Annotated in this window: 23 protein-coding genes and 5 pseudogenes; 12 read left to right on the forward strand and 16 right to left on the reverse strand. The window is 48.0% G+C overall.

Translation table 11 applies throughout. From position 1 onward, the window contains the following. The first annotated feature begins 107 nt into the window (after nucleotides 1-107). Nucleotides 108-284, forward strand: coding sequence for a hypothetical protein (locus N9C89_RS12635; RefSeq protein ID WP_263954279.1), 177 nt, complete (start codon nucleotides 108-110; stop codon nucleotides 282-284). Here N9C89_RS12635 and N9C89_RS12640 read toward each other — a convergent pair. Then, a pseudogene (locus tag N9C89_RS12640) lies at nucleotides 281-583 on the reverse strand (cupin domain-containing protein); the annotation flags it as partial. The gene N9C89_RS12635 and the pseudogene N9C89_RS12640 sit on opposite strands and share 4 nt — an antisense overlap. A gap of 226 nt (nucleotides 584-809) precedes the next feature. On the opposite strand from N9C89_RS12640, the pseudogene N9C89_RS12645 reads away from it, so the two are divergent. The 3 genes and pseudogenes from N9C89_RS12645 to N9C89_RS12655 all read left to right on the forward strand — a co-directional run bounded on the left by N9C89_RS12645 (nucleotide 810) and on the right by N9C89_RS12655 (nucleotide 3,593). Then, a pseudogene (locus tag N9C89_RS12645) lies at nucleotides 810-1,644 on the forward strand (integrase core domain-containing protein). A 295-nt stretch (nucleotides 1,645-1,939) separates the two neighbouring features. Further along, on the forward strand, nucleotides 1,940-3,355 hold the full coding sequence (locus tag N9C89_RS12650; protein WP_263954280.1) for a Stealth CR1 domain-containing protein: 1,416 nt from the start codon (nucleotides 1,940-1,942) through the stop codon (nucleotides 3,353-3,355). A 22-nt stretch (nucleotides 3,356-3,377) separates the two neighbouring features. Beyond that, nucleotides 3,378-3,593, forward strand: coding sequence for a hypothetical protein (locus tag N9C89_RS12655; RefSeq protein WP_263954281.1), 216 nt, complete (start codon nucleotides 3,378-3,380; stop codon nucleotides 3,591-3,593). A gap of 26 nt (nucleotides 3,594-3,619) precedes the next feature. Here the strand turns inward: N9C89_RS12655 and N9C89_RS16195 are convergent. The 3 genes and pseudogenes from N9C89_RS16195 to N9C89_RS12665 form a co-directional block, all read right to left on the reverse strand. Then, nucleotides 3,620-3,823, reverse strand: a pseudogene (locus tag N9C89_RS16195) (integrase core domain-containing protein); the annotation flags it as partial. Nucleotides 3,824-4,263: 440 nt separating this feature from the next. Next, nucleotides 4,264-4,419 (reverse strand): IS3 family transposase, encoded by a 156-nt coding sequence (locus tag N9C89_RS12660; protein WP_263954282.1) that lies wholly within the window; start codon nucleotides 4,417-4,419, stop codon nucleotides 4,264-4,266. A gap of 155 nt (nucleotides 4,420-4,574) precedes the next feature. Further along, the gene (locus tag N9C89_RS12665; protein ID WP_263954283.1) at nucleotides 4,575-4,748 is read right to left on the reverse strand and encodes a transposase; all 174 of its coding nucleotides are present in this window, start codon (nucleotides 4,746-4,748) and stop codon (nucleotides 4,575-4,577) included. A 239-nt stretch (nucleotides 4,749-4,987) separates the two neighbouring features. Here N9C89_RS12665 and N9C89_RS12670 point away from each other — a divergent pair, with 239 nt between their 5' ends. Together N9C89_RS12670 and N9C89_RS12675 are read left to right on the forward strand one after the other, a co-directional pair. Further along, nucleotides 4,988-6,160, forward strand: a complete 1,173-nt coding sequence (locus N9C89_RS12670) for a cell division protein ZapB (protein ID WP_263954284.1) — start codon at nucleotides 4,988-4,990, stop codon at nucleotides 6,158-6,160. A 160-nt stretch (nucleotides 6,161-6,320) separates the two neighbouring features. Further along, nucleotides 6,321-7,112 (forward strand): hypothetical protein, encoded by a 792-nt coding sequence (locus tag N9C89_RS12675; RefSeq protein WP_263954285.1) that lies wholly within the window; start codon nucleotides 6,321-6,323, stop codon nucleotides 7,110-7,112. A 182-nt stretch (nucleotides 7,113-7,294) separates the two neighbouring features. Here the strand turns inward: N9C89_RS12675 and N9C89_RS12680 are convergent. Continuing rightward, nucleotides 7,295-7,705 (reverse strand): annotated as a pseudogene (locus N9C89_RS12680) (integrase core domain-containing protein); the annotation flags it as partial. Nucleotides 7,706-7,715: 10 nt separating this feature from the next. On the opposite strand from N9C89_RS12680, the pseudogene N9C89_RS12685 reads away from it, so the two are divergent. Then, nucleotides 7,716-8,261 (forward strand): annotated as a pseudogene (locus N9C89_RS12685) (IS3 family transposase); the annotation flags it as partial. Nucleotides 8,262-8,534: 273 nt separating this feature from the next. Here the strand turns inward: N9C89_RS12685 and N9C89_RS12690 are convergent. After that, nucleotides 8,535-9,965, reverse strand: coding sequence for a CDP-glycerol glycerophosphotransferase family protein (locus tag N9C89_RS12690; protein ID WP_263954286.1), 1,431 nt, complete (start codon nucleotides 9,963-9,965; stop codon nucleotides 8,535-8,537). A 763-nt stretch (nucleotides 9,966-10,728) separates the two neighbouring features. On the opposite strand from N9C89_RS12690, the gene N9C89_RS12695 reads away from it, so the two are divergent. The 5 genes from N9C89_RS12695 to N9C89_RS12715 all read left to right on the forward strand — a co-directional run bounded on the left by N9C89_RS12695 (nucleotide 10,729) and on the right by N9C89_RS12715 (nucleotide 15,992). Further along, nucleotides 10,729-11,136 (forward strand): adenylyltransferase/cytidyltransferase family protein, encoded by a 408-nt coding sequence (locus tag N9C89_RS12695; RefSeq protein WP_263954287.1) that lies wholly within the window; start codon nucleotides 10,729-10,731, stop codon nucleotides 11,134-11,136. Between the two features lie 362 nt (nucleotides 11,137-11,498). After that, the gene (locus tag N9C89_RS12700) at nucleotides 11,499-12,503 is read left to right on the forward strand and encodes a LicD family protein (protein ID WP_263954288.1); all 1,005 of its coding nucleotides are present in this window, start codon (nucleotides 11,499-11,501) and stop codon (nucleotides 12,501-12,503) included. A gap of 513 nt (nucleotides 12,504-13,016) precedes the next feature. After that, complete coding sequence (locus N9C89_RS12705) at nucleotides 13,017-13,652, forward strand: acetyltransferase (protein WP_263954289.1); 636 nt, start codon at nucleotides 13,017-13,019, stop codon at nucleotides 13,650-13,652. Nucleotides 13,653-13,854: 202 nt separating this feature from the next. Further along, nucleotides 13,855-14,100 (forward strand): acyl carrier protein, encoded by a 246-nt coding sequence (locus N9C89_RS12710; RefSeq protein ID WP_263954290.1) that lies wholly within the window; start codon nucleotides 13,855-13,857, stop codon nucleotides 14,098-14,100. Beyond that, nucleotides 14,097-15,992 carry an HAD-IIIC family phosphatase gene (locus tag N9C89_RS12715; RefSeq protein ID WP_263954291.1) on the forward strand — a complete coding sequence of 632 codons (1,896 nt, stop codon included), beginning with the start codon at nucleotides 14,097-14,099 and terminating at the stop codon, nucleotides 15,990-15,992. The genes N9C89_RS12710 and N9C89_RS12715 overlap by 4 nt, the downstream gene beginning before the upstream one ends. A 498-nt stretch (nucleotides 15,993-16,490) precedes the next feature. On the opposite strand, the gene N9C89_RS12720 is transcribed toward N9C89_RS12715, so the two are convergent. The 10 genes from N9C89_RS12720 to N9C89_RS12765 form a co-directional block, all read right to left on the reverse strand. Then, nucleotides 16,491-18,299, reverse strand: a complete 1,809-nt coding sequence (locus N9C89_RS12720) for an ABC transporter ATP-binding protein (protein ID WP_263954292.1) — start codon at nucleotides 18,297-18,299, stop codon at nucleotides 16,491-16,493. 54 nt (nucleotides 18,300-18,353) lie between these two features. Beyond that, nucleotides 18,354-18,761, reverse strand: coding sequence for an adenylyltransferase/cytidyltransferase family protein (locus N9C89_RS12725; protein ID WP_263954293.1), 408 nt, complete (start codon nucleotides 18,759-18,761; stop codon nucleotides 18,354-18,356). Between the two features lie 413 nt (nucleotides 18,762-19,174). After that, nucleotides 19,175-19,681: a DUF3299 domain-containing protein gene (locus N9C89_RS12730; protein WP_263954294.1), complete on the reverse strand. Its 507-nt coding sequence runs from the start codon at nucleotides 19,679-19,681 to the stop codon at nucleotides 19,175-19,177. After that, entirely contained in the window at nucleotides 19,672-20,181 is a 510-nt protein-coding gene (locus N9C89_RS12735) for a DUF3299 domain-containing protein (protein ID WP_263954295.1), read from the reverse strand. The genes N9C89_RS12730 and N9C89_RS12735 overlap by 10 nt, the downstream gene beginning before the upstream one ends. Next, a complete protein-coding gene (locus N9C89_RS12740) occupies nucleotides 20,178-21,428 on the reverse strand; it encodes an ABC transporter permease (protein ID WP_263954296.1) in 1,251 nt (416 codons plus the stop codon). The genes N9C89_RS12735 and N9C89_RS12740 overlap by 4 nt, the downstream gene beginning before the upstream one ends. Further along, entirely contained in the window at nucleotides 21,425-22,123 is a 699-nt protein-coding gene (locus tag N9C89_RS12745; protein ID WP_263954297.1) for an ABC transporter ATP-binding protein, read from the reverse strand. The genes N9C89_RS12740 and N9C89_RS12745 overlap by 4 nt, the downstream gene beginning before the upstream one ends. 5 nt (nucleotides 22,124-22,128) lie before the next feature. After that, nucleotides 22,129-22,797, reverse strand: a complete 669-nt coding sequence (gene zrgA / locus N9C89_RS12750) for a zinc uptake protein ZrgA (RefSeq protein ID WP_263954298.1) — start codon at nucleotides 22,795-22,797, stop codon at nucleotides 22,129-22,131. A gap of 130 nt (nucleotides 22,798-22,927) precedes the next feature. After that, nucleotides 22,928-24,355 (reverse strand): mannitol dehydrogenase family protein, encoded by a 1,428-nt coding sequence (locus N9C89_RS12755; protein WP_263954299.1) that lies wholly within the window; start codon nucleotides 24,353-24,355, stop codon nucleotides 22,928-22,930. A gap of 92 nt (nucleotides 24,356-24,447) precedes the next feature. After that, complete coding sequence (kduI, locus tag N9C89_RS12760; protein ID WP_263954300.1) at nucleotides 24,448-25,272, reverse strand: 5-dehydro-4-deoxy-D-glucuronate isomerase; 825 nt, start codon at nucleotides 25,270-25,272, stop codon at nucleotides 24,448-24,450. A 9-nt stretch (nucleotides 25,273-25,281) separates the two neighbouring features. After that, on the reverse strand, nucleotides 25,282-25,599 hold the full coding sequence (locus tag N9C89_RS12765) for a cupin domain-containing protein (RefSeq protein ID WP_263954301.1): 318 nt from the start codon (nucleotides 25,597-25,599) through the stop codon (nucleotides 25,282-25,284). Between the last annotated feature and the right edge of the window lie 31 nt (nucleotides 25,600-25,630).

Below are 25,630 nucleotides of genomic sequence, written 5' to 3' on the forward strand. Positions count from 1 at the left end.
TGCGGCACAACATAACGCCAGCACCCCACAGCGGGTCGCAGAGCACTGTTGCATCTGGCACGTCCCCGGCAGCCAACACCCGCCGGATCCGCAACGCCATACGTATCGTGGCCAAGCTCCTCGAGGCCGACACCGCCTATTTGCCGCTCTTCCAAAGGCTTGAGGTGGACCTCAAAGCAGCAGAGGAGCAAGAGCACGCGTTGGAAAGGGCGATGCGGTGGGTAGCGCAGGATCAAACATACGCTGAAGATGACGCCTTCCGCAGTAAGAGTGGCTCAGGTTAGCCCCTCGCCCCTTGGCCGCGCTCATAAACATCTTCGTAGCGGTTAATATCATCCTCACCGAGATAGCTGCCCGTTTGAACCTCAATAAGAGTTAGCGGTACTTTGCCGGGATTTTCTAAACGTTGGACCGCTCCGAGAGGTGTGTAGACGGACTGGTTCTCGGCTACTAGCGTCTCATCACGATCAACTGTAACCTTTGCCGTGCCTTCGACAACGATCCGATGCTCCTCACGGTGATGATGGCTTAGTAGCGAAAGCGCCGCACCAGGGTGAACCACGATACGTTTCACTTGAATGCGCGTAAAACGACGAGGCTACTGACAGGTGTCCGACGTCAGCGCCTATGGGTCCCAATAACATTATTTTCTAAGGGAGGGTTTCTGACTCATCGTAACCACTGTAGATATGCCGTTACTCACGAGACATATCCTTTAACCTCCCCGTATTGGAAAGAAGGAGATATTCTTGAACAAGGATCAACGCGAGATTCAACGTAAGCTGCTGGTACTGTGATACGCAGAAGAGATCGGCCATGTAGCAAAAGCTTGCCGTTATTTTGGGATTGGCCGCGCCCATTATTATCGTTGGCGCAAAGCCTGCGCCAAACGCGGAGACGGTGGCCTGATCAATGCGCCCCCCCCATCCCCAAAGGCACGCCAACAGGACGCCGCCCGAGCGAGAGGCGAAGGTGCTTTACCTTCGTCGCAAGTACCACCTCGGCATAATACGGATCGTAAGGTATCTTGAGCGCTTTCGCGGCATCAAAATGTCTGTGGCGACGGTCTCACGCATTCTGCGTCGCCATTGGATGAGCCGTCCCCCTCGCGGAACCCCGCACGCGCAAAGCGCACACCAAGCGCTATCAGAAACAGGCACTCGGACATCACATCCAGATGCATTTCAAGCTACTGACTTGCAAAGAAAAGTAGGGCCCAAAGGTTCGCCGTATTTATTAAAAATCCATAGATGATGCAACACGTGTACGGGCGCTAAAGATTTGCGACAGGCACTCCCAGACCAATGCCAAAGACTTCTCAGATCACATCATCGAAAAGTTTCCTTTCCGCATCCTTGAAATACAGACGGACAACGGCCAAGAGTTCCAAGCGAAGTTCCACTGGGACGTCGGGGACCTTGGCATTCGCCAAGCTTATTATAAACGTGGCACGCCGCAGTTGAATGGGAAAGTAGAACTATTCCATCGCTCAGACGGGCAAGAGTTCTACCAGTTGCTCAACTAAAAAGATGATGTTGATCTCGAAGCTAAACTGGATGAGTGGGAGCGCTATTACAACTCCATCGGCCTCACGGTGCGCACAACGGTAAGACGCCTTACGAAGCCCTCGTTGAAAAGCTATAGTCAGCAGAAGGAAAGTCTCACGAGTAACGGCGCCTTACGCAAGTGATCAATGCTCTGAAAATCCGAAGCCCCGTACATTGCGATGGAATTTTGCAAACTGATAGCGCAAAGATAAAATAAAGGATAACAATTCAGCTTACCACACCACAATGCAACGCGTATTCTCAACCAAGAAACTAGGGGAGAAATCAGTAAGATGTTACAAACGGTCCGGGAGGTTCAAATACCTCTAATCAAAGCGCTCTTGGACACTTCAAAAGACCTAGGTGCGCAAGTTTACCTAGCAGACACAGTAATGTCGGCACGCCCAACTTTTTGGTTTTGCGGTTCGACTGAACAGCGTGCGAATTTAATCTCAAGATTAAATGCAAAGCATATCCGCATATTTGCCTTACAAGGCAGGAAACGATTAGAATTTGAAACCTCTTCTAAAGAGGCAATAAGCGCAGTTGCATATCAAAAATACGTCAATAATGGCGTAGTTATTCATGGTGCGGCCTCAGGAATAGAAATCGAATTCTGCTCTTTTGATCCTAAGGCAGACATGTGGAAAGCTCGCCGGGCTGGAGTTGAAAGTGAAGCAAGCACGACATATTTATCCACTTTGAAAATGGTGGATTTTTTGGGTTTCCGTGTCCAAATGTTAAAGAATGCCGTGTCAATACAAAAACAATGCTCGTCGTTAAGAAAAATTGATCTTGTATACACTTGGGTCGACGGCTCTGACCCGGAGTGGATGGCACGTAAAAGAGAAACAGAAAAGCAAATAGGTAAGTTCACGGCAACTATTGACGCCACTCATCCTACTAGGTTTGAATCACACGAGGAATTGCTCTACGTCGTGCGGTCAGCGCTTCGTTATTTCGTTGATGTCGGCAACATCTACATTGTCACAGACCAACAAACACCATTGTTCTTAGGGGACTTAAGTGATCGCGTCTCGATCATAGATCACAAAGATATATTTCCGAAGAATGACTATCTTCCATGTTTTAATTCGCACGCTATTGAGGCAAACCTGCACAGAATTCCAAATCTTAGTGAACACTATCTTTATCTAAATGATGATGTTATTTTTGGGAGTGCAATGTCAGCTGCTGATTTTTTCGATGAATTTGGTCGCTCTCGTCAGTTTCACTCAAACGCCGCTTGTCTTCCAAACGAACCATCAAGTTCAGGCGAACTTGCGGTAAATGCCGCTGGTATCAATAATCGAAAACTGCTGGAAAAAGAATTTGGGTATTTTTCTTTCCGAAAATTTAAACATGTAGCGTTCGCCACTCGCAAATCGGTCATGAGACAAATGGAGAAGGATCTTCCTGAGGCTTGGGCAGCGACTTTGCCGAATAAGTTTCGATCACCGGAAGATTACTCAATAGCTGGAGCTTTATACCAGCATTACGCAGCAATTACCGGCAAAGCAGTGTCTAGTTCAATACGATATAATTATTTTGATACGACTCAAGCGGCCAATACAGAGAATGCAAAGCTACTCATGGACGATGACTGGAGGCGCGCTCAAATGTTTTGCGTCAATGATACATTACCAACGAATGAGTCTGAAAGGACTAAGAGCCATATAATGTCCATCGTGAGTAGAGTGGTAACAAAAAATGGTGGCCAAGTTCAACCACTGAAGTTTGCCCACCCCTCCCCTCCGAGACGGTGGAAATTTTTTGGTCCGAGAGAAAAGCTACCGAGCTATGAGTGAAACTGGTGTTCGGGCGATTTGAATGACGGCGATGCATCTGGTTGGATTGATGTTGCAACACATCCAGCCAACCATTCGTGGACGCACCACCATGGATGTCACTACCGTCATTAATTTCACTGGTCGAGACACGTTCGCTGACTCGCGGACAGTTCGCTTGCTCAAATGCGCTTGGGACTTGCTGCAAGCTGCTATTGGAGCCGAACGTGATGCCTTTCTCGCCAAGTTTGCCGAATGACGCACAACGGACGGTCGCACCGCTGTCTAGCCCCCAATTTCAGTACCACTAATTTTGGGTTTCTCTAGTAAGGTTTCGGGCAAGGGTGGTCGCAATCCGAGCGCATGGCGAGGCCTGATGTGATTGTATTCCTTGAGCCAAATACTGATCGCAATCCGAGCCTGTTTGATGCTGTGGAACCATTCAGCGTTTAAGGCTTTTCGGCGCAGAGTGCCGTTGAACCGTTCGTTATATCCGCTCTCCCGGGTTAGATTTGGATCGACTTAACCTCAATCTTCCTAAACCAATCTTGAAGTTTTTGTACAATGAACTTCCCGCCATTGTCAGAGCGGATAAATTCAGGTTTTCAGTATTTCAAAAGCAGGCGATGCATCACTTCCAAAACATCGTCTGCCCCATTCTTTCTTTCACCTCAACACAAAGCGCTTGGCGGGTTTACTCGTCCAAGACAGTCAATTTCTTAGAACTCCGCCCTTTACTCAGCTTGTCGTGGATCGAGACATTGGGAGCGCCATTGGTCCGAGCGACAATGGCGAGCATCGATTGCCCAGACGTGACTTGGATGGGTGGGGCGTAGGCGAATGATTGAGCTGTCTTTGTGGTAAAGCCGCCGTCGCTTCTTATGTCGCTCAGGCAGCTTGAGCTCCTCTTCACGCCACAAACGCTCAACTTACTTGTGATTGACCCGCCAGCCTTCGACCCGCAGCAACTTAGTGATTTTACGATACCCATATCGCCCATACCGCTTGGCCAAACGGATCACAGCCAAGCGCAGCGCTTCATCATCGCGAACCTTGGTTTGATAGTGTAGACTGGATCGTGACATGCCCAGAACGGCGCAGGTTCGACGCTCTGAAGTGCTCAACCTTTGACGGGTGTGGATCACGGCCTGACGCAACTCCTCGATCGTCAGACCTTCGACTTTAAATAATCAAGGCTCTCCTTCAGGATCACCTTGTCCAGCTGAAGATCCGCAACAATTTACTTCAGCCGATCGTTTTCCTTCTTGAGTGCCTTCATCTCGGAAAGCTGCGGGCGCCCCAGACCGCCGAACTTCTTGCGCCAATAGTAATAAGTCTTATCGGAAATACCCACTTTGCGACACGCGCTGACAACATCAAGCCCATCGTGTAAATGGACATCAATCTCGCGCAATATCTTAAGCGCATCTTAATCTGAATACCGTTTCCGCGCCATTCTTTGGAACTCCCTTCGTCAACAAATAGTGGCACTATTTTAGGGGGCCAAGACACAACAAACCCTCCATTAGCAAATTGCCCTAATTGGTCCCATAAGAGCTGACGTCATACAAATCGAACCACCACAGAGTTCAACATAGTGGATTGCGGACAAACCTTTCTTAGCCTAAAGGTAAGGCAAAAATTGGTGATTAGATGTTCGATAATTGCGTACTCCACATTGGCACAGAAAAGACAGGGACAACCTCTATTCAGGGGTTCCTCAATCTCAATAGAAAAAAATTGTCCGCTCAGGGATTTCATGTTCCTATTTCATTCGGAAGAAAAGAGCATATCCAACTAGTCAATCTATTTGCAAATAATCTAAAGAGATTTTCAAAGCGCAATAACCTCGGGCTAAACACTCCAGAAAAGATTGATGCATACAAAGCCACTCTTGGTGACAAAAGCCGGAGAGAATTGCGCGATCTATCCAAGCGCGGAGGAACATTGCTCTTAAGTTCTGAACGCTTGCTTCCATATATTACTACAGAGAATGAAATCCGGGCACTTTCAGACTTTTTATACGAGCATTGCAAAAAGGTGCGTATCGTTTGTTACATTCGCCCTCAGCATGAGTTCGCTATAAGCTATTTTTCGACAGCGTTACGGACTGGGCACGAAAAAGAGAGTATTTTACCTTCGGTTGAAATACCGAGTGATTTATACAAGCTTGATTACAATACCGTCTTGAACTTTTGGCAAAAGTATTTTCCTGCGGCAGACTTTTCTGTTCGAATCTTTGATCGGCGCGAACTCGTAAACAGTAATGTTGTGTATGATTATTGTGATGCCTCAGGAATCACAATTGACAATTTTTTGATGCCGAAATCTGTCAACAAGTCTTTGAAGTGGCAGGCACAAAAATTTCTTATGGAGTTAAATAAGTGTGGCCCGGCAAAATATCGCGGGGTTAGAGACACCGTGTTAGATGAACATTTTAGCGGTAAAGGAATGCTGCCTACGAGCGCTGAAGCAGAGGCGTTTTTTCGGGTTTTTGATTCTTCAAATGAGTTGGTTCGACAAAGATTTTTTCCAAGAAGGTCACAACTTTTCGAGGTGGACTTCAGTAGTTTTCCAGAGAAGCAACCAAATTATGAACTTACATGCGCAGAAGCTTATAGGATCTTTCATACGTTATTTTATGAAACTGCCATCGGTTTAGAGAAGCAGAGAAAACAGCTTATCGAGAAAAACAAACAGCTTATCGAGAAAAACAAACAGCTTATCGAGAAAAACAAACAGCTTATCGAGAAAAACAAACAGCTCGTCGAGAAAAATAAACAGCTGAGCAAGAAAAGAAAGCCCTGGAAACTGAAGTTAAGGTGATGTTTTTACTAAATTGACAGCCGCACCAGAGTTGAATGTCAATAGAGTAAAAAATTTTGAACCAGAGCTATCCTTATATGTAATAAACGAAGACACTAGATAGTAGCTCCTATCTAAATAAGACATAGTCCTTTCATACATCCGCTGATTTCATTCATAAGTGAAACAAGCCCAAAGTTTATCTGAAGCAGGAAAAATGGCAATCGTATCGTTTGAAAATAATTTTATTTTTGTGAAAACAAAAAAGGTGGCTGGGACAAGTGTTGAAGGTTTACTGCGAACTTTCTGTGGTAGTCGCGACATTATAACGCCCTTTACACCTAGAGACGAAGTCGAGCAAATAGATCGAGGTTTGCCACCTCAGAACTACGCAAAGGTTCGAGAGAATGAATTAAAATTTAACGATCTCATAGCTGACGGGCACTTGGAAGATGCAATAGATTTCCTCGGTAAAATGCCAAAGAAGCTAAATAACCACGCTCGCGCCAAGAAATTAAAGGCGTTCGTCGGGAGCGAATTCTGGCAAAACTCATTTACGTTTTCAATTGAGAGGCATCCATATAGCTTCATTGCCTCTAAGCTGAATTTTAATACACGCAATTATAATAGTTGTACGGATACGATTTCGAAACAACCAAATCTCTCTCAAAAACTCCAAGCAAAGATTGATGCAGGGATACTGCCTAATATGGGAAATTCTAGCTGGTATCGTGACGAAGATGGCGCAATTTTAGTAGACCGTGTCCTTCTCTATGAAAATTTAGAAGAAGAATTAACCGAAGTTTTACAAAGATTAGGATTGGAGGCTAGTGCTGTCGAATCTATGCCTGAATTCAAATCATTAAGGCGCTTCACTGTTGATGATGCCAAAGCCATTTTTACTGAAAATCAACTTGAGTGCATTTACAATGCGTTTCGAGAAACTTTCGATACATTCGGCTACGAGAGCTAAGTGAGCAGCCACTGCTTGAGCGGTCCAATTTGAAAGCTAGTGCATGACTGGCGTTTGGTCCATCTGAATGAAGGCCTCTTGTTCTGCTAGAATCTGGACTCATTTCAGTAGAACGTTATTTTGCAAGCGGCGCTCCGTGCCCAGGTAATCCCCCCATTTTTAATGGGGCTCAGCCGTAGAATTCACGCGGCTGTTTTCAGTTTCATAGCGGGTGACATGCCGCCGATGCCCATGTTGGGCCGCTCGTTGTTGTAAGTCCAGAGCCATTCAGTCGCTTGGTCTTGTGCCTCTTCAATGGTTTCAAAGATATATTGGCCCAGCCATTCGCCGCGAACCGTGCGGTTGTAGCGTTCAATGTAGGCATTTTGTTGTGGCTTGCCCGGCTGGATGTATTCCAGTCGAACATTGTGTTTTTCGGCCCATTCCAGCAGCTTGCCGCTGATATATTCCGGGCCGTTATCGACACGAATTGTCTGCAGTTGGCCGCGCCATTCAATGATCTGGTTTAAGCTTCTGACGACCCTCTCTGCGGGCAGTGAGAAGTCCACTTCGATGCATAGGCCCTCACGATTGAAGTCATCCAGCACGTTCAATGGTAATCCCCCTGATCGATACGGAGGAGAACCAGCGATCGTGGCTGACAACACACTAGATCGGCAGTTTGAGGTGAACACCCCAGACACAGTTTGGGTGACCGACATCACATACATCAAAACCCATGAGGGTTGGTCGAATCTGGCAGTCATCAGTGATCTGTTTTCAAGGCACCTTGTCGGTTGGTCCATGCAGTCACGCATGACAACATACCATGCCTTGCTGGCATTGCTGAGAGCCGAGTAACCGCGTAAACCAATGACAAAGGTGACGATCCACTCCGGTCAAGGGTCGCAATTAATTGGCAAAGAGTGACAATCGTTCTTGGATAAGCACCACTTGGATGCCAGCATGAGCCGCCGTGGAAATTGCCACGACAACGTCGTGGCGGAGAGCTTCTTTCAACTCTTGAAGCGCGAACGGATCAGGCGGCGGACATACCTCACACGCTACGCCGCAAGGCAGGACATGTTCAACTACATCGAGATGTTATACAATCCGACACGCAAGCACACGAACAACGGCCTGTTGTCACTGATTGACTATGAAATGTAACAGCAGAATATGGACAAGACGGATGTCTAGAAAACTAGGGGCACCTCACACCAACGCACTGAACTGCAAAAACACACCCTTCGCTCGCCACGATGCTGGGGCCAGAACTAGTCTGTCACCGTGTCCCTAATCTAGACCTGCAAACTCAACGGAATTGAACCACATGGCTATCTGATCGCCATCGCAGCTGGACACAAACAAACGTATATCGATGATGTTGCCGCCCTGAAACTACGCTAACTCAATGTGACCGGCACACCGTTAACGGTGTAATCATTTTGATTCAATATTGGTAACCCTTGCAAGCTGCTCCGTAAACTCAGCCAAAGCCCCATTGGGGAATCTACCAAGTGAATACGACAGTACTTTTTGACGTTCTGACCGAAGGTCATCGCTGATTTTAATCGAAGTAATTAAATTGATTACTTCTCCTGGATCGCCCAGAATATAGGCTGCGCGAGAGGATGGATAAGTTCGAGCTAGTTTCTCCTGCGTCTCGTCGGAAGCGTTGCAAAGAATTACTGGTTTCTCAGTGACCAAGTACTCATTTAGCACGCTCGATATATCAGTAATGAGCACATCAGATTGATTCATTGCTGAGTGTAGACTATCATCTTTTCCTAAGACCGGAATGTCCTCCTGTGCGCAAAATGCGTTAATCCTTTTGAGTTCGCTCATTGTTTTTTTGCAGCGTGTCCCGGTCATCGGATGAGGCTTAAAAGTAACCGACACATTGGGGAGTTGAGCAAGTTGTTGAACAATCGCAAGCCCCCAATCCCGCACAGAACCAAAATTAGCTTCTTCGGTAAAGCCCTCCCATGTCGGAGCGTAGAGAATGTTAGCGATGTCTTTAGACGCAATCTCTTTTTCAAGCGCCATTTCCGCTTGCGGACGCCCGACAAAAACAACTTGATTATCTCGAATTGGGAGGCCTGCGTCAATGAGCCTATCCTTGGCCAACTGCCCACCAACAAAAAGATAGTCATACGCCATCAAGAATTTGCTTTGGTTTACAACCTTGTCGCTTTCGCCATGATTAATGAAAATATGCTTGCACTCAATGTGGCGAAGAACTTGGGAATTATGGATTCCATTTCCTGGATATAAAACACCGCGAACACCAGAGTTGATAATTTGAGAGACATGTTCTGGCTTTCTAGCATGAATAACCGGTATCGAGCCGCCTTTGATTTTGGAGCAAAGTGCTAGATGACGCCCAATAATTGCTGTACGAAATGGAAGTTGTTCCAAAACAGGCACCCATTGATTAACTTGATAGGATGACGTTACAGGTCCGGATACGTGTACAACAAGTTCAAAAGGCTGAGCGCTTAAGTCACTACAAAGCCGTTCGTGGTTCTTTAAAAACTGCCTACGCAACAGAAGAGATTCATATAGCTTTAAAGCAGCAACACTAAGAGCGACGCAAAACGCTCCTATGCCTATTTTGGGATCGAACATCCAAAACCACGCGGCGGCGACGAAAGCAAGGGGCGAATAAGCTAGAAGTTTTGAACAATTATCGCTTGCGTTTATGTAAAATAGCTCTTCAACTTTTGAAAGGTGTCGCTCTAAGTGCTTAAGTAAAATTAAAGAAATTAGGGAAGCAAGCAACAGCGCAACCTGAAAGCCCCCAATGGGCGACACAAACAACCCAATTACACAGAATGAAATAACCAATAGTAGAGCACTGCGTGTCGTCATTGCCGTAATTCCTCGTCATACGATACTATATGCTCTAACGATGAGGCAACACGCTTGCAAGCGTGCTTACCTGGAAGTTGTCTCTTCCATGAAGCGACGTGTTAATTCGCTTGAAATTAACCTACTGAGGCTAATTAGATCGGCCGAACCCGAGGTTCTCAAATTATTGATCAGCTAATTGCCCAATGTACTGAACGCGCTTCGTTCGACAATCTTGAGGCAGGAACCCGCGTTGCCCCCCCCAAAAAAAACTTCAACGAAGAATTCAAGCTTGATGAGGTCAACAAAATCACGGTGCGTGGATACACTGTTCGTGAAATTTCAGAACTATTGTAAGGCCGCACACTCTCTCTGAAAAACGGGAGGCGGTGTCTGCGCAGGTTGTGGAACTAAGGCAAGCCCGGAGCGATTCAGGGACTGAATTGTGTTCTTGTAGAGACAAATTCCCAGTCAAAGCGCCGAACCGAGTCGTCGGTCGAGCGTATCGGGATATTTCTGTACGCCGACAGCCAGATGCCAAATCTGCCATTCTATTCGCCCACAGGACTTATTGCTTTCGGGGTGTCGTTGGTTTAGAGGCAATCATTGCCTGTGAGGCAGACCATAGCTGGTGCGCTAGCCATTTTTCGATTGCGGTCAATCGTTCAAGCACTCTGAGTATTTCTGTTGAAATCTCTGAACAATTGAGTTTGGTTGTTGGCGATCCGAGACAATTCCTATTGTTTAAAAACAAGCGTTCAGGCTTAGAATGAAGGAAGTTATAATGAAAACTGTAATTAGTTATGGAACTTACGATTTGTTTCATTTGGGCCACGTGCGTCTGCTACGCCGATTAAAAAGTTTGGGCGGTCAGCTTGTAATTGGGTGTTCCACTGACGAATTTAATGCATCGAAAGGCAAGCAATGCATTATGTCCTACGAGCAGCGAGTAGAAATTTTAAGATCGTGCCGTTACGTAGACGCGGTATTCCCAGAGCAGAGCTGGGATCAAAAGCGCGACGATATCTTACGCGAGAAGGCTGATATTTTCGGTATGGGGTCTGATTGGGAAGGTAAGTTTGACGACTTGAAGGATATCGTAGATGTTATTTATCTCCCCAGAACTGAGGGGATTTCCACAACGTTCTTGCGACATGAGGTGATAAGAAATTATACGGTACCGAAAGCCTGACCGCTAACGTACTGAGAAGTTTCTGCCAAACTGATTGGTAAACGATTTAAATGAATTATTCCCAATGATGTCATGACGCATTCGCTTCACTGCTAGACCAGCTTAAAAGTGGCTGTTCGAAGAACGTCTTGCGAACAATTGGCACTGCTTGGGCGTTGTGATGGTGGATAGGGCAGTTACAACGGCATCAGCGACTGGTCAATGGAAGGTGAAAAACTTTTGAGCCCGCACCTATGGCCCAAAAAACTCTAACGACAAACAGAGCTCATCGGCTGAATCTCTTAAGTTGCTCAGCATCATAAATATGTTACAAACCCTACCGCCTGTATTCCTCTTAAAACAGAATAGATGAGATTTAATTTATGCCTAAGCTTTGGCGACCACGAGTTCTACCAGTGCAGAAACGGGACCTAAGCCAGAAATCGTGGGCTTCGCTTAGGGCTTGTGACGAGGAGTTACTCAATCGCGAGTTAGTTGATAAAAGCACGGTAAAATCCCTACGAAAGACCATCAATAAAGTGCCACGAGCAGAGCGGGGCGTAGACTGGGTTGAACGAGTAATCAGTATCTATGCCGTAAAGGAGGCAAAACGCAAAAGATGGCTAAGTTTAATATATTCAATTGAGCGTACGCGGATTGAAGCAGGTGAACATGAAAAGTTCAAAGAATTCAAAAGCCGTCTAACATCACAACTGAGCATCGCAGACACAGAGAAAAAGTTCAATTTGATCTTCGAACTCAGCGATCATGCGTCTGCATTGGAGCAACTCAGGACCCTGTTCGATCGCTTGCACACAGAGGAGTACAAGGCCTTCGTGAACTCTGGAACGCTTCTGGGAGCGGTTCGTGAGAAGGATTTCATTGCGCATGATTACGATGCTGATATTGCTGTACTGCTTGAAGGTAATACGGATTCCGAGCTTGTCGACAGCTTCAATCGGCTATTCTACGATTTACACAAACACTATGGAGATGAGTTACGCCCCAGAGCAGAGTGTAAACAGCCGCATGTAAAAGTTAAGACCAAGAGTGGACTGGCGATTGATGTGTTCCCAGCCTGGCAACGGGACGGTAGCATCTATATCTGGCCCCATACATTCGGCGAACTTAAGATGAGTGATATTTTGCCTGTGAAGGAGTGTATGATCAAAGGCGAGACGTTTCCCGCGCCTGCAAACCCCGAAAAGATGCTGGCGCTAAATTATGGAGCCGGCTGGAATACACCGGACTCGAAATTTAAATTCCCTTGGGAAGAGGCGGAGATCAAGTTCGCCGGCTTTCTGGATGCGTTTTGCGCGGACACCAAAAAACACATCAATGGCACCAAAAAACAGTGGTTCTCAAGCCTCTTCAATTGGAAAGCCTGAACTATCTGGCCTCTGGCAGCGGATCGACCGTGCACTTGTTCGCGCACAAGCGGTCTGACGCAAACCTCAGAGAAAGTCTTCATTCAAATTAAGGGAAGTCGCACGAGTAATTGCACCCCAAACAACGAAAAGGTTCCTATCAGCCCCGGCATTCTTGCTACTCATTTTGCTACTCATTTTGCGCCACACCTATACTCAGAAAAAGTATTTATTATTTAAAATCAATAAATTAATGTGATCGCGAAATTTGAATGGCAGACTTCGTCTCCGCACTAGACTGTCCATCGAATACCGCATTTCTAATTCAACACGTCAGCAAAAAATTGTAACGCGCACTACAACAAAGTTTCTTTGTTCTGCTTCCAAGTCACTAATTTACCACTGCTATCTCAAGGTTTTCAGAAGAGTTATTCAAGCAAGTAGAATGAACAAGGCTAGCGATCAAATCAAAAATAAACTAACAACCAACTTGTACCACAAATATTTGGCTGGTCGGATTCAAGAGGGTATTTTATGGACTTAGTTGTCGTCGGCACTGGGGGGCTCGCGAGAGAGTTTTCTGCTTTCTTTTCTGAAGAAGTAAACATTGTTGGCTACTCTTCGACCAACCCAGAAGAATTCGAAGAGTTCGCCCTACCTGGGAAGTACTTCGGAAGCGACATAACTCCAAACAGTGTTGGAACCAAATATGCGGTACTAGCAATAGGAAGCCCCGCTACAAAGAGAGCGGTTTCAGACAAGCTCAATAAGTTAGGGTTCGTATTTCCTAACTTAGTGCATTCATCAGCCGTTACGGCAACAAACGTAATAGAGGCTGATTGCGAAGGAGTAATCATCTCTCCGAACTGTGTTGTCGGCACTAACGTCCATTTTGGAAACCATGTTTACATTAACTTTATGGTCGGGGTCGGTCACGACGCTACATTCGATAACTTCGTTCAAGTGAACCCGGGAGCGCAAATTGGTGGCGCCGTTTCAATCGGCGAAGAGGTCTTGATTGGTTCAGGCTCCACCGTTTTACAAGGGCAGAAGATTAATAAGTCCTCAACCGTCGGCTCAGGGGCCGTTGTATTCTCAACTGTTGCTGAAGATTCTACCGTAATTGGAAATCCCGCAATGCGTCTAAAACTTCCGCGGCGCGAAGAATAACCAGCTCGACAGCAAACTACAGAAAGAAATCAACTTCCTTCCCTTAATAAGGGACTAGATTGGTTGCGGAACAATATAGCCCCATAATCAGCTTACTAATGCCCTAAATTCCTTTAAATTCTAGTAAGAGTGGTTTTTACCGTATCTAAGGCTGTTATTTATTTTTAGCAGAACAGTTATCGTGCACAAAAGGATTTGAATTATGGCAGACTCGCAGGTCATTCTCGACAAGGTAACAGAGATTATCCGGGAGTTATTCGATGAGTATGACGGCCCCGTCACCATGACAACGACAGCAGATGATATCCCTCAGTGGGATAGTCTTGCGCACGTCCGTTTGATGATGATGATTGAGATGGAGCTCGGTGTGCAATTTAGCACATCAGGTATGTTGGGGTTCGAAAACCTCGGCGAGATGGTTGAAGAAGCGGCAAAGCAAAGCACATGACAAACTGCAACTTTCCTTGGCGGCCACCTCTGGCCAAAGACTGGGCTGAGCGTTTAACTGAAATTGAGGCAACTCTCGCCGAGGAACGAGCGCCAGACTATTCAACTGTTAAAACACTCGCCAATCAGCAATTGGGCCGACGCGAGCAGCTTCTGGTAGAACGCTTAGCAAAAAAACTCAAGAAGGCGGCCCTGATTGACGATGCGTTTGCGCCCATGACCATCGGGTTACTCGGCAATCGCACATTAAGCTATCTTCCTGACCCTTTGGCGGCAGCCGGGTTGGCTCGGGGCCTCTCTATTTCCTCTGTAGAGGCACCATACGACAGCGTAGCGAGCTTTGCCTTCTCGCCTGCCAACTGTTTCGCCCAATCTCTTGATGCGGTCTTGGTTGTGCTAAATGAAAGTGCTCTTGCAAGCAAGCGGCCTCTGCTTGATGTTTCGGCCGAGAAGGAAGCTCTTGCGGATGCTGAAGAGCTGTTTGTCGCACTGGCATCAGCAGCAAAGCAAAAAACGGGCTGCCCAGCGATTTTTGCGACGCTCCCCGCCGCGCTTCAGGTCTCATCTGCGGAGTTAGCGACGCCCGGTTCAAGTGCGCGGTTTAGGCAACGCATTAATCTCTTGCTCGCAGAAGGTGCAATCGAAGGAAAGTGGTTGTTGTGGGATCAGGCCGCGCTGGCAAGCAGGGTTGGGCTTGAGAATTGGCTAGACCCAGTTCGGTACCATGCTGCAAAAATACCCTTCAGCCTAGAAATGTGCCCATTGGCGGCGGACAACATAGCAAGCATACTAGCGGCGATGAAGGGCAAGTCCGCACGCGGACTTATTCTAGATCTCGACAACACATTGTGGGGCGGTGTCATTGGTGACGACGGGCTAGCAGGAATCAAGCTTGGACAGAATTCGCCTGAAGGTGAAGCTTTCGTCGCGTTTCAGAATTTCGTGTTGGGCTTACGTGAGCGTGGTGTTGTTCTCGCGGTTTGTTCCAAGAATACCGATGAAATCGCCCGCGAGCCGTTCCGTGAACATTCCGAGATGGTTATCAAGGAAGACCATATCGCCGTGTTTCAGGCCAACTGGAGCGATAAAGCGACAAACATCAAGTCCATCGCCGAAACGCTTAGCTTGGGCCTCGAATCTTTCGTGTTCATCGATGACAATGCGGCAGAGCGCGAGCGCGTTAGACAGGAGCTGCCTCTAGTCTCGACAATCGAAGTCGGTGAGGACCCATCCTTTTATATTGAGCGGATCGCCCAGTCTGGCCAGTTTGATCATTTACCTTTGAATACTGAAGATATTTCACGGGCTGAAAGTTATGGTGGGCGCGCTGCAGCGGCTGAAATTAGAGCCAAGATCGGAAATTACGACGATTATCTGACCACCCTCGAAATGCGTATGACGATCTCTCCCTTCGATGACGTAGGGCGCGCGCGCATCACCCAGTTGATCAATAAATCGAACCAATTCAACCTGACAACAAGGCGCTATGGAGAAGAAGATGTCAGGGCAATTGAGAACGACCCCGATCAACTAGGTTGGCAAGTTCGTCTGGACGACAAATTCGCTCAGCACGGCATGATCGGTGTCGTGATTGTTCGGCAAGATAGCAAGGAATGGATGATTGATACTTGGCTGCAATCCTGTCGTGTCTTGGAACGGGGCGTAGAGCAGCGCGTGATGGATAGCCTGTTTGAGGAAGCCGCGAAGGCAGGCGTTGAGAATATAGTCGCGCAGTATATTCCGACAGACCGTAACAAAATGGTGTCCAGCTTCTATTCGGACATGGGTTTTAACGTTGATTCAGAAAACGATGACGGCTCGGTTGATTATTCTTGTAGCGTACAAGACTATGAACCGCATCGAACCTTTATCGATGTTAGCTTAGAGAAATAAGAAAGCCTGGATGGTCAAATCGAGCGTTTCCCTCTTTTAGGTGGCGCAGCCTAAAGTTGACGGAACATGGGCAACGGGCCGTCGACAGGATTTGAAATGCGTAATACTCGCAGACATTCCGTGCTAAGGTTTTAGCTCAATTTGGTGCTGAAAACCGTTCAATGCTTGCACTGCGTGTAGAACCGATTTGCTGGCGATCTGGCTTTTCATTCGGGAACATTTAGAAACCAATCAATCCCAACTGAAAATTCGTTCAAACCATTAGAATTTTCATCGTGGTATGTACATCATGCACGATGCTCTCAATACATCTCGTATAAATTAGTACATCCGTAACCGTTGTTTAAGTTTAGAGCGTGGTTCCCAATAATGCTAGTCGGGCAACTGACAGTGGTTATGCAATGTGACACTTAATGATTGCACAGCCGAGTAGAGCTTAGATTTCATAAGCATTTCTATTTATGTCACAATCTATTTACTAACGCCGTTAATCGTCGTTCAAGTAGATGAGGTCTCTGTATTTTCACCCGCTGCAGATTCAAATTGTTGATCAACCAAAGCTCGAAACGGTCCGTTTTGATTGAGGAGATCGCTTGGTCGACCCGCCTCGATGACCTCACCCTGATCTAGAACATAGATCATATCTGCATTCATAACGGTACTTAAACGATGCGCTACAACGATTGTTGTACGATCAGCAATATTACTTTGCAGAGCGGACTTTACTCGGGTTTCGGAGTTTGCGTCCAGGGCACTCGTCGCCTCGTCTAAGATAAGAATCTTACTGTTTCTAAGCAAAGCTCGTGCGATTGCGAGACGTTGCTTTTGTCCTCCAGACAAAAACGCACCGTTTTCACCTACTGGAGTTTTGTAACCCTTGTGAAGGTCCTTAATAAAATCTTCTGCGCTCGCTGCGCGTGCTGCGGCGTAAACTTCTTCATCGGTTGCATCGGGGCGACTACATTTAATGTTCTCAAAAACTGTTGAGGAAAACAAAAATGTATCCTGATCTACGAAGGAAATTTCTCTATGAATCGACGCCATGGTTGCATCACGTAGGTCCATATTGTTGATTTTAACAGAACCTTCGCTTGGATCGTATAGACGCATAATCAAGTTCAGAATAGACGATTTTCCGCCACCGGAAGAGCCAACCAGAGCGGTCATTTTACCCGCTTCAAAGGTTAGATTTATGTGATTAAGAATTGGCTTATCTTCTCGGTAACCAAAACTTACATCTTCAAATCGAACCTCTCCATCGCCCTCGGGCAATGGCTTCGCGTTCGGTTGATCCTCAATCAATAATGGAGCATCAATTAGCTCAAACAATTGACGTGTGATAACCAGTTTGGTCTCTATTGATACTCGCATGCGAGACAGACGCTTGGCAGGCTCGTAAGCCATCATCAGCGCTGTCACGAAAGACATCAGCTCACCCGCTGACAACGGCTGCGCATTAAATGACTTTAGTGTGCTAACGATCAGAATGCCTGCTATTGCAAAGCCCGCCAAGGTTTCCATCAATGGGCCGGTTATAGCTTGTAAGCGCACGATTTTATTCGCTCGATTTTCTACATCAGAAACAGCTTGGCGCATTTGGCCACGCATCTCACCTTCGAGGTCGAAAACCTTGATAACTCGCGCGCCCTGCATCGATTCTTGGGCAAGTTTGATAATCTTGGCGTGCGCCGCCATCTCATTCGACATCACGTCGCGAACAGCCGAAATAAGTTTGCGTACGCCAAGGACTGCAACTGGTCCGAAAATCAATGTTACAAGTGAGAGTACGGGTTGCTGATAGTACATCACAGCGACCAATCCAATCAGCGACAGCAAATCTCTTACATAAGAAACGACAATCGTCTCGACCAGCGATCGAGCGGCACGAACGCTTTTTGTTAGCCGGTTAAGGATGCCAGAAGATTCGTTCGTATTGTAATACGCTGCTCCTTGTTGAAGCATTTTCTCGAACAACTCATTCTGCTTGCGAGCTACAATTCGATTACCCGCACGCTGCATGAAAACTGTCTGAATATATGTGGCAACTCCTTTTAACGAGAATATGCCGACAATCATCAGAGCTACTGAATAGACGTGACCACTACCCTCGCTTTCGGTGAGCGCATTCACGATCCCTTCCATTGACCATGCTGTGAGAGCAGTGGTGATTGCGACTACAACCATTGCAACCATGGCGATCCCGTATTGGCGCCATTCCAATGCCATGCTTTCTTTAAGCAAACGCTTAATGATCGGATCTCGTAGCGGAACGAGAGCGCCGAATAGTTTTTTAAGCTTTGTTTTCATTTTTGATTGTTTTACCGATCATAATCGCAATTCGTTATCCAAACGAGACATGCATTAGTTTTTGGGGACTGTATAGTTTTTGATAACTTCTTGACGTAGCATGGAAGTCGATATTCCATCCGTCCTAGGCAAATATACGACGTCAACGATATCCTTGAGATCGTCAAATTTCCCTTCCCAATCAGAGCCCATACCAAAGATATCTGCTTTTTCTCGTATGATATCCTCACGCTTCTGATCCCAACTTTGCTCCGGGAACACCGCGTCAACATATCTGCAGGATCTTAGAATTTCCACGCGTTGCTCATAGGACATAATACATTTTTTACCCTTCAAGGCATTAAACTCATCAGTTGAGCAACCAATAACAAGTTGGCCCCCAAGGCTTTTCAAACGACGCAGCAAGCGCACGTGCCCCAGATGAAACAGATCAAACGTGCCATAACTAATCACAGTTTTCATCTTTTCTTCCTGCCTAGTAGTATCATCTGCGAACCCATTGAAACGACCAAACCAGCATTAATTGGATTGAATTGACCCATAGTGATCGCCCATCCCTTCAAGCACCTAAATGTACTTCTGTTCAAGGCGCAAACTTATGATCGATCAGAGGGAAAAGCACTCACTTTTCAACGGAAAGTCCAATCTGTGCCACTATGCACTCACCCAATCTTCAAGGCCTAAGCTTTTTAGCCGAACATAGAGCTCGTCATTATGGGCCCGATGCACGCGCCCTATTTCAAAGGCATGTGCGGATGGATGGGCATGCTTAACGCTGCAACCAAAAGTTCGGCTTGCTACCAATGCGATTTCTTCTGCTTCTCTAGAACCGCCTTTCTAAACGTCAGTTCAAAATAGGCATTGATTTTCGCAGTTCAATAAAACGGAGCAATCTTCTCAGCAGAGATTACATATCCGACATCAGCGATCTGAAGGGAGGACGCACTCGCTCCGAACATCCCTGTTACGTTCACAGCCTCAAACAAACCTTCGGATTCATAGGGTTCGTTGGTTTGAACAAGTACAAGTTGATTGGCTGGTGGAGGCGGAACATGTACGCAGGCACCGATAAATGGCACGAGCAAAAATGCCGTTACCCCTGTGCCTTCATACTCGATGGGCACCATGTACCCCGGAAGTCGCACAATCTTTCCGTTCCAATCAGAGCGGAAACCTGTGGCTTCAGGTTGCTGGCTTGCAAGCGCAGATTGGTCATGCTGAACAACCCCCTGAAGAGATTGCGCAAGACCGGTTTGGCCCTCAGGCAAGAGGTCATCCCAATTCAAATCCACAACTTCTTCGGCCGCGCCCAGCTTTGGCATCACTACGGCCGCTGCGGCAATCGCAAGCGCTTGCCTGCGGCTAAAGGTGCTTATTCCCATTCGTACAGCTCCATATGGTCAGCAACCAAGCTATAGCCTGTATCTGCGACCTCGGTCGATAGGGACTCCGTACTCATTCGGCCGCTAACCCAAACCGCAGCCCAAAGATCGGTATCTGGCCAAGGTTCTTTGCTATGTACGAAAACAAGTTGGTTTGCTGGCGGTGGAGGCGTGTGAATGCAAGCGCCGACGTAGGGAACAAGCACAAACTCTGTTACGCCTTCCGATGTCATCTCAAGCGGAATAATATAACCCGGCATGCGGATATAGGCGCCATCTAACAGGTCGTTTACTTTGGCGCCGTTGTCATCATAAATCGGGCGCCAATAGTCACTCGCTTCATCAAGCTCACCTTCACCGATGATTTCGGCGTATGGAACACCAGGTGGGATCAAATCTTCCCACATAATCTCTGTCGCTCTCTCGGATAGAGAGATCGATGGGAAAGACACAGCGGCGAGTGTCGTTGCGAGTAAGTCGCGTCGGTTTAGTTGGCTCATGATTTCACGATCATACCATCAGCGAGTGAAAGGCGGAAAGCTCGGATTGCAGGCACCATGCTCACAATCGCGCCAGCACAGACAACAGTAATAATCACCCAAAGCTCGCTCATTCCAGGAGGTGTTATCGGTAAGTACAGCCCGAATGCCTGATCAACGATCGGCTGCGCAACAAACAAGCCCACGTAGAGAATACCGAGCCCTAACACAGCGCCACAAAACGCCGTCAGCGCAGACTCCAGCACGAGCAGTCCTAGTATTGTGAAAGGGCTAGCTCCCATTGCACGCAATATAGCCATCTCACGCCGGCGCTCGTTCAAGCTCGACAAGATTGTGGCCATCATTCCAAGCAGCGCAGTCACAACCACCATAACCGAAACGGCCAGCAGCGCTGTTTCGGCGATTCCGACAATCGCCCAAAGTTCCTGCAGTGCAACACCCGGCAATATCGCCAATAGCGGCTCTTCGGAATACTCATTGATGGCGCGCTGAAGCGCGAAAGTTTGAAGGGGGCTATTCACGCCGACCAATGCGGCAGTGATTGAACTTGGGGTGAGGTCCATCTGCCGAATGATCTCTTCCGGCGTTGACTGTCCGGGAACGCGCGCGCCGCTCTTCCAGTCAACATGGATCGCCTCAATCGCCTCAAGCGAAACGATCACCGTTCGATCAACGGGCGTTCCTGTCTTTTCTAGAATTCCTGATACACGAAATGGCTGATCTTTGTGCTCGGAGAAAGATGCAATGCCGTGCGCCACAACAATTGGGTCACCCGTATTATAGCCAAGCGTCCGTGCAACATCCGCCCCAATCACGGCATCAAACAGATCGCCCATAAGCTCGCCCTGCTGAATGGCAAGGCTTCTTCCGTTTCGGTATTTGTAATGTTCAAAAAACGCCTCCGTGGTCCCCATAACGCGGAACTGACGGTGGCTATCCCCAAGCGAGATCGGCACGATCCAATCCACTTCAGAACGCGACGCAATATCTTGGTAGCTTTCCCAAGTCACGTTGTTCGTTGCGTTCCCAATTCGGAACACCGAATAGAGCAACAATTGCACAGACCCCGACCGCGCACCGACAATCAAATCTGTACCCGAAATCGTATCAGCGAAACTTGCCTTTGCCCCTGTACGAACCTTCTCCACTCCCAGAAACAACGCAACCGAGAGCGCAATCGCCAGTATGGTCATGCCTACAGTGAGTGCACGCGCCAAGAGCGAACCGAAAGCAAGCCGCAAGATCATGCCTGCCTCCCCTCTACACTCACAACGTCTTTCATATAGACAACCCGATCAAACCGAGACGCAAGCCTTGGGTCGTGACTTACCATAAGCAGCGTCGATTTTTGCGCTGCAACTTGAGCGAACAACAAGTCGAGAAAATTTTCCTGACTGGTTTCATCAAGCGAAGATGTCGGCTCATCAGCAATCAGAATTGGTGGCTCACCGATAAGCGCGCGAACAACAGCAACGCGCTGTTGCTGGCCAACACTTAGGTTCGCTGCCTTCGATTTCTCAACACCTTCGGGCAATCCAAGCAGTTTGCACATCTCAATAGCTTTCGCTGCTGCATCCGGGCAGCGTGCGCGGCGCTTTGGTGCAAACTTTAGCGGCAGCAAAATATTGTCGAGTACGGTTCCAAAAGGTAGGAGATTAAACTGCTGAAAGATGATGCCGATTTGCTCGGCTCTGAATCTATCTCTAGCCCATCCCGACAGCGAATTCAGGTTGGTTCCACCGACATTGACCTCGCCGCTGTCGGCAAGGACCGTCCCACACATCAAAGACAATAGGGTCGATTTTCCCGATCCACTTTCCCCGAGAAGCAGAACAGTCTCGCCCTGTTCGATTTGCAACTCTGGAACGGAAATCGCGAATGATGATCGGGATGACCACCGAAAGCGGACATCCCGCAATTCTATTACAGGGCATTGAGACAAGCTTATTATAGTCCGCTCAAGTCAAGTTCAGGATTTGCGCGTTCGACCTCGAAGGCTTGTGCTCCGTTTGGACCAATAGCCTGCACCTCGAGTTCGAGTGCGTTCTCGAAAGTTTCAAAATAGTCGAAAGTGATCTTAGTCAGAGCTTCAGGGTTTTCGCAAGTAAAGCTGTATTCGGCATGAAATTCGGAGTGAGCCGCACCATGTTCGTGGTCATCGCCGTGCTCATCATGCTCATGTTCGTCGTGCTCGTCATCGTGGCCGTGTTCGTCGTCGTGGCCGTGCTCTTCACCGTCTTTGTCGTGATCATCATCATGATCGTGCGCTTCATCATGCTCTGAATGGTCGTCGTCATGATGATCATCTTCCTCTAGGCCCGCATGGACATCAACTACTGCGCAGCCCGCCGCATCTGGGAGAACAAACAAACTCTGCGGCTCTTTCAAAACTGCGACTGCAGCCTCGACTTTTGCTCTATCTTCGGCGCTTTCCGCCATATATTCAAACCCAACAATATCCGCACCAGGCGCATGTAACTCCATCGCAAGCGTGTTGCCATCGATTGCAAGATTGAGCTCACCAACGCCATGCTCATGGCTATCAAGTTCACGGGTTTCGTCGGCAAATACGGCGGTCGGGACAAGCGCCAAAAGGCAGACAATCGGTCGATACATATCAAACTTCCAAATTGATTTCGCAATGGCGGCACAATGGCCGATCCATCTGGAACTTTCAATCGTTATGTTATCACATTCCAATCATCGCAGATGACCGAACAAAATCAAACCTGTTATCTGTAAAATGCTAGCTTTTGACCACCGCCAATGCACCATTTTGAAGCAAACCTTCATAAGCCTCGGTCACGCGTGCGACGAAGTCTGGATTGCTGGACAGAGACGGATCAAACACCTCTTTCATTGACAAAACCGCCTGTACTTTGGCCGCAGGGGTGTTTGCTCCATCAATCGCCGCCTTAAGCTTGTCTGCGAGCGGATCTTTGACCTCAATCCGGTCTCCGTTCTCATCGACGCCACCCACATATCTGATCCAGCCAGCAACAGCCAATGCAAGGCAAGTGTACTCGCGGCCAGCTTGAATATTGTCAGCAATCGTACCCAGAAGACGCTGCGGTAGCTTCTGTGACCCGTCCATCGCGATTTGCCACGTACGGTGTCGAATGCTTGGATTTTGGTATCGTTCAAGCAAAGCATCACAATAGGCCTCAAGGTCCTCGCCCTCTGGTTTTGGAACCGTTGGGATAATCTCGTCGCGCCATATCCGTTTACAGAGTTCGGCAAATGCTGGCTCTGCAACTGTCTCCGCGATCGTTTCAAACCCTGCAAGGTATCCGAGATATGCGAGCGTCGAATGGGTTCCATTCAAACACCGAAGCTTCATCAACTCATGCGCATCCACATCTGCAACGAATTGCGCGCCACCGGCCTCCCATTGCGGGCGCTCTCCGTTCACGAAATTGTCTTCAATCACCCATTGACGAAACGGCTCATGCTGAACACACGCCGGATCATGATACCCCTGAGCCTTCTCAAGGCTCTTTACATCAGCGGGCGTTGTTGCCGGTGTAATCCGGTCAACCATGGTCGAGGGAAATGCGCAATTCTCTTCGATCCACGCCGCAAGTGCGCTCTCACGTTCCTTGGCAAAAGCAAGTACCATGCCTTTTGCGAGCGTCCCGTTTGAAGGGATGTTGTCACATGGCATGACGGTAAAGGGCGCAACGGCCGCGGCGCGGCGGCGCGCGAGGGCTTCAACGATAAACCCGATTGCAGACTTGGGAGCCTCCGGGTTTGCAAGGTCATGCGCGATATCCGAATGGTCAAGTTGGAGTTCGCCGGTTGCGGGCTCGTGGCAGTATCCCTTTTCGGTGATCGTCAGAGAGACAATCTTGACCGCAGGATCAGCCATTTTCGAAAGAACAGCCTCAGGGTCTTCGGGCGCAACAAGAACACCGCTGATCGAGTTGATCACACGGTACTCCGTTTGCCCAGCGCCAAGCGTGACCGAGGTAAACGCCCCATCCTGCGGATCAAGCTGATCTTTCGCAGTCGGGCTTCGGAGCGACACCGCGAGAATTCCCCAATCCTTGTCGCCCTGTTTTATTGCATCATCGGTATATACTGCATTGAATGCGCGAAAAAACGCACCAGGCCCAAGATGAACAATGCCGACGTTCGGCTTTGATCCGGTTCGTTTTAGCCGTGGAACGCTCATATCAGTCTCCAGTCTATTCGGTGATCTAAATTCGCAAACAAATCGCGCAGGACACACGAATGCCTCCTGCGCTTGTCTTTCCAAAGTAGCGACTAGCGAAGCTCGCTTGGCTGGACAAAGTCCATATCGGTATAGTCGACATTGTCGCCAGCCATCGCCCAGATAAAGGTATAAGATCCGATACCGGCGCCAGAATGGATCGACCATGGCGGCGAAATTGTCGCCTCTTCGTTGCCAACAACAAGGTGGCGCGTTTCTTGTGGCTCACCCATAAAGTGCATCACGCGGGACGCCTCATCCATACCCCAATAGAGATAGGCTTCCATCCGGCGGTCATGCACATGCGACGGCATCGTATTCCAAACCGAACCATCCAGAAGCTGGGTATAACCAAGCACAAGCTGGCAGCTTTCCATGACCAGCGGATGGATGAATTGATAAATCACGCGTTTGTTCGAAGTTTCGGCCTCGCCCATTTCGACTTTGGCCGCATCCTCGAGTTTCACGAGCTTGTTTGGGTGTGTCTCATGAGCCGGCGCAGACGTGATATAGAAGCGTCCCTGCCCGCCAAAAGTAACCGCCCCTGCGCCTTTACCGAGATAAAGCACATCACCGCGGTCTAGCGTCCAAGTCTCGCCCGCTGCGGATACGGTTCCTGTTTCGCCGATGTTCACAATGCCCATCTCGCGGCGCTCTAGAAACGTTGCTGTGCGTGTTTCCTCGACCTTATCAATAACGAGTTCAGCACCATTTGGAACGGCGCCGCCAAGCACAAAACGATCATAGTGCGTATATACAAGGCGAATTTCGCCATCCTTAAACATACCCTCTGCAAGGAAGTTCTTACGCAGATTGTCTGTGTCCATGGTTTTTGCATGGTCTTGGTGAATGGCGTGGCGGGTTTCTACTGTGAGCATTGTGGTTCCTTACAAAAAGTCTTCACGGCGTGGCGCGAAATTATCGATCAAGCGGCCTGCCTCAAGACAGACACACCCGTGCGTTGCGTTTGATGAAATAACGAAAGAGTCACCGGCTTTGACGGTGAACTCCCTGTCTTCGATCGTGAAGCGGAATTCTCCGCTTTCAACATAGGTTGATTGGACATGTGGATGGTTATGAAGGTCCCCTTTTCCGCCCTTTTTGAACGAAAAGCTGACAACCATCAGATCTGCGGAGTCCGAAAGAACTTCGCGCGTTACAAAGTCATCCACTTGGACAGTGGGAAATTTTTTCAAGTCAGACATAATTCCTCGTTTAGGCTGGTGCGTTGGTCGG

The sequence above is a fragment of the Halocynthiibacter sp. SDUM655004 genome (assembly GCF_026015885.1).
Lineage (GTDB): Bacteria > Pseudomonadota > Alphaproteobacteria > Rhodobacterales > Rhodobacteraceae > Falsihalocynthiibacter > Falsihalocynthiibacter halioticoli.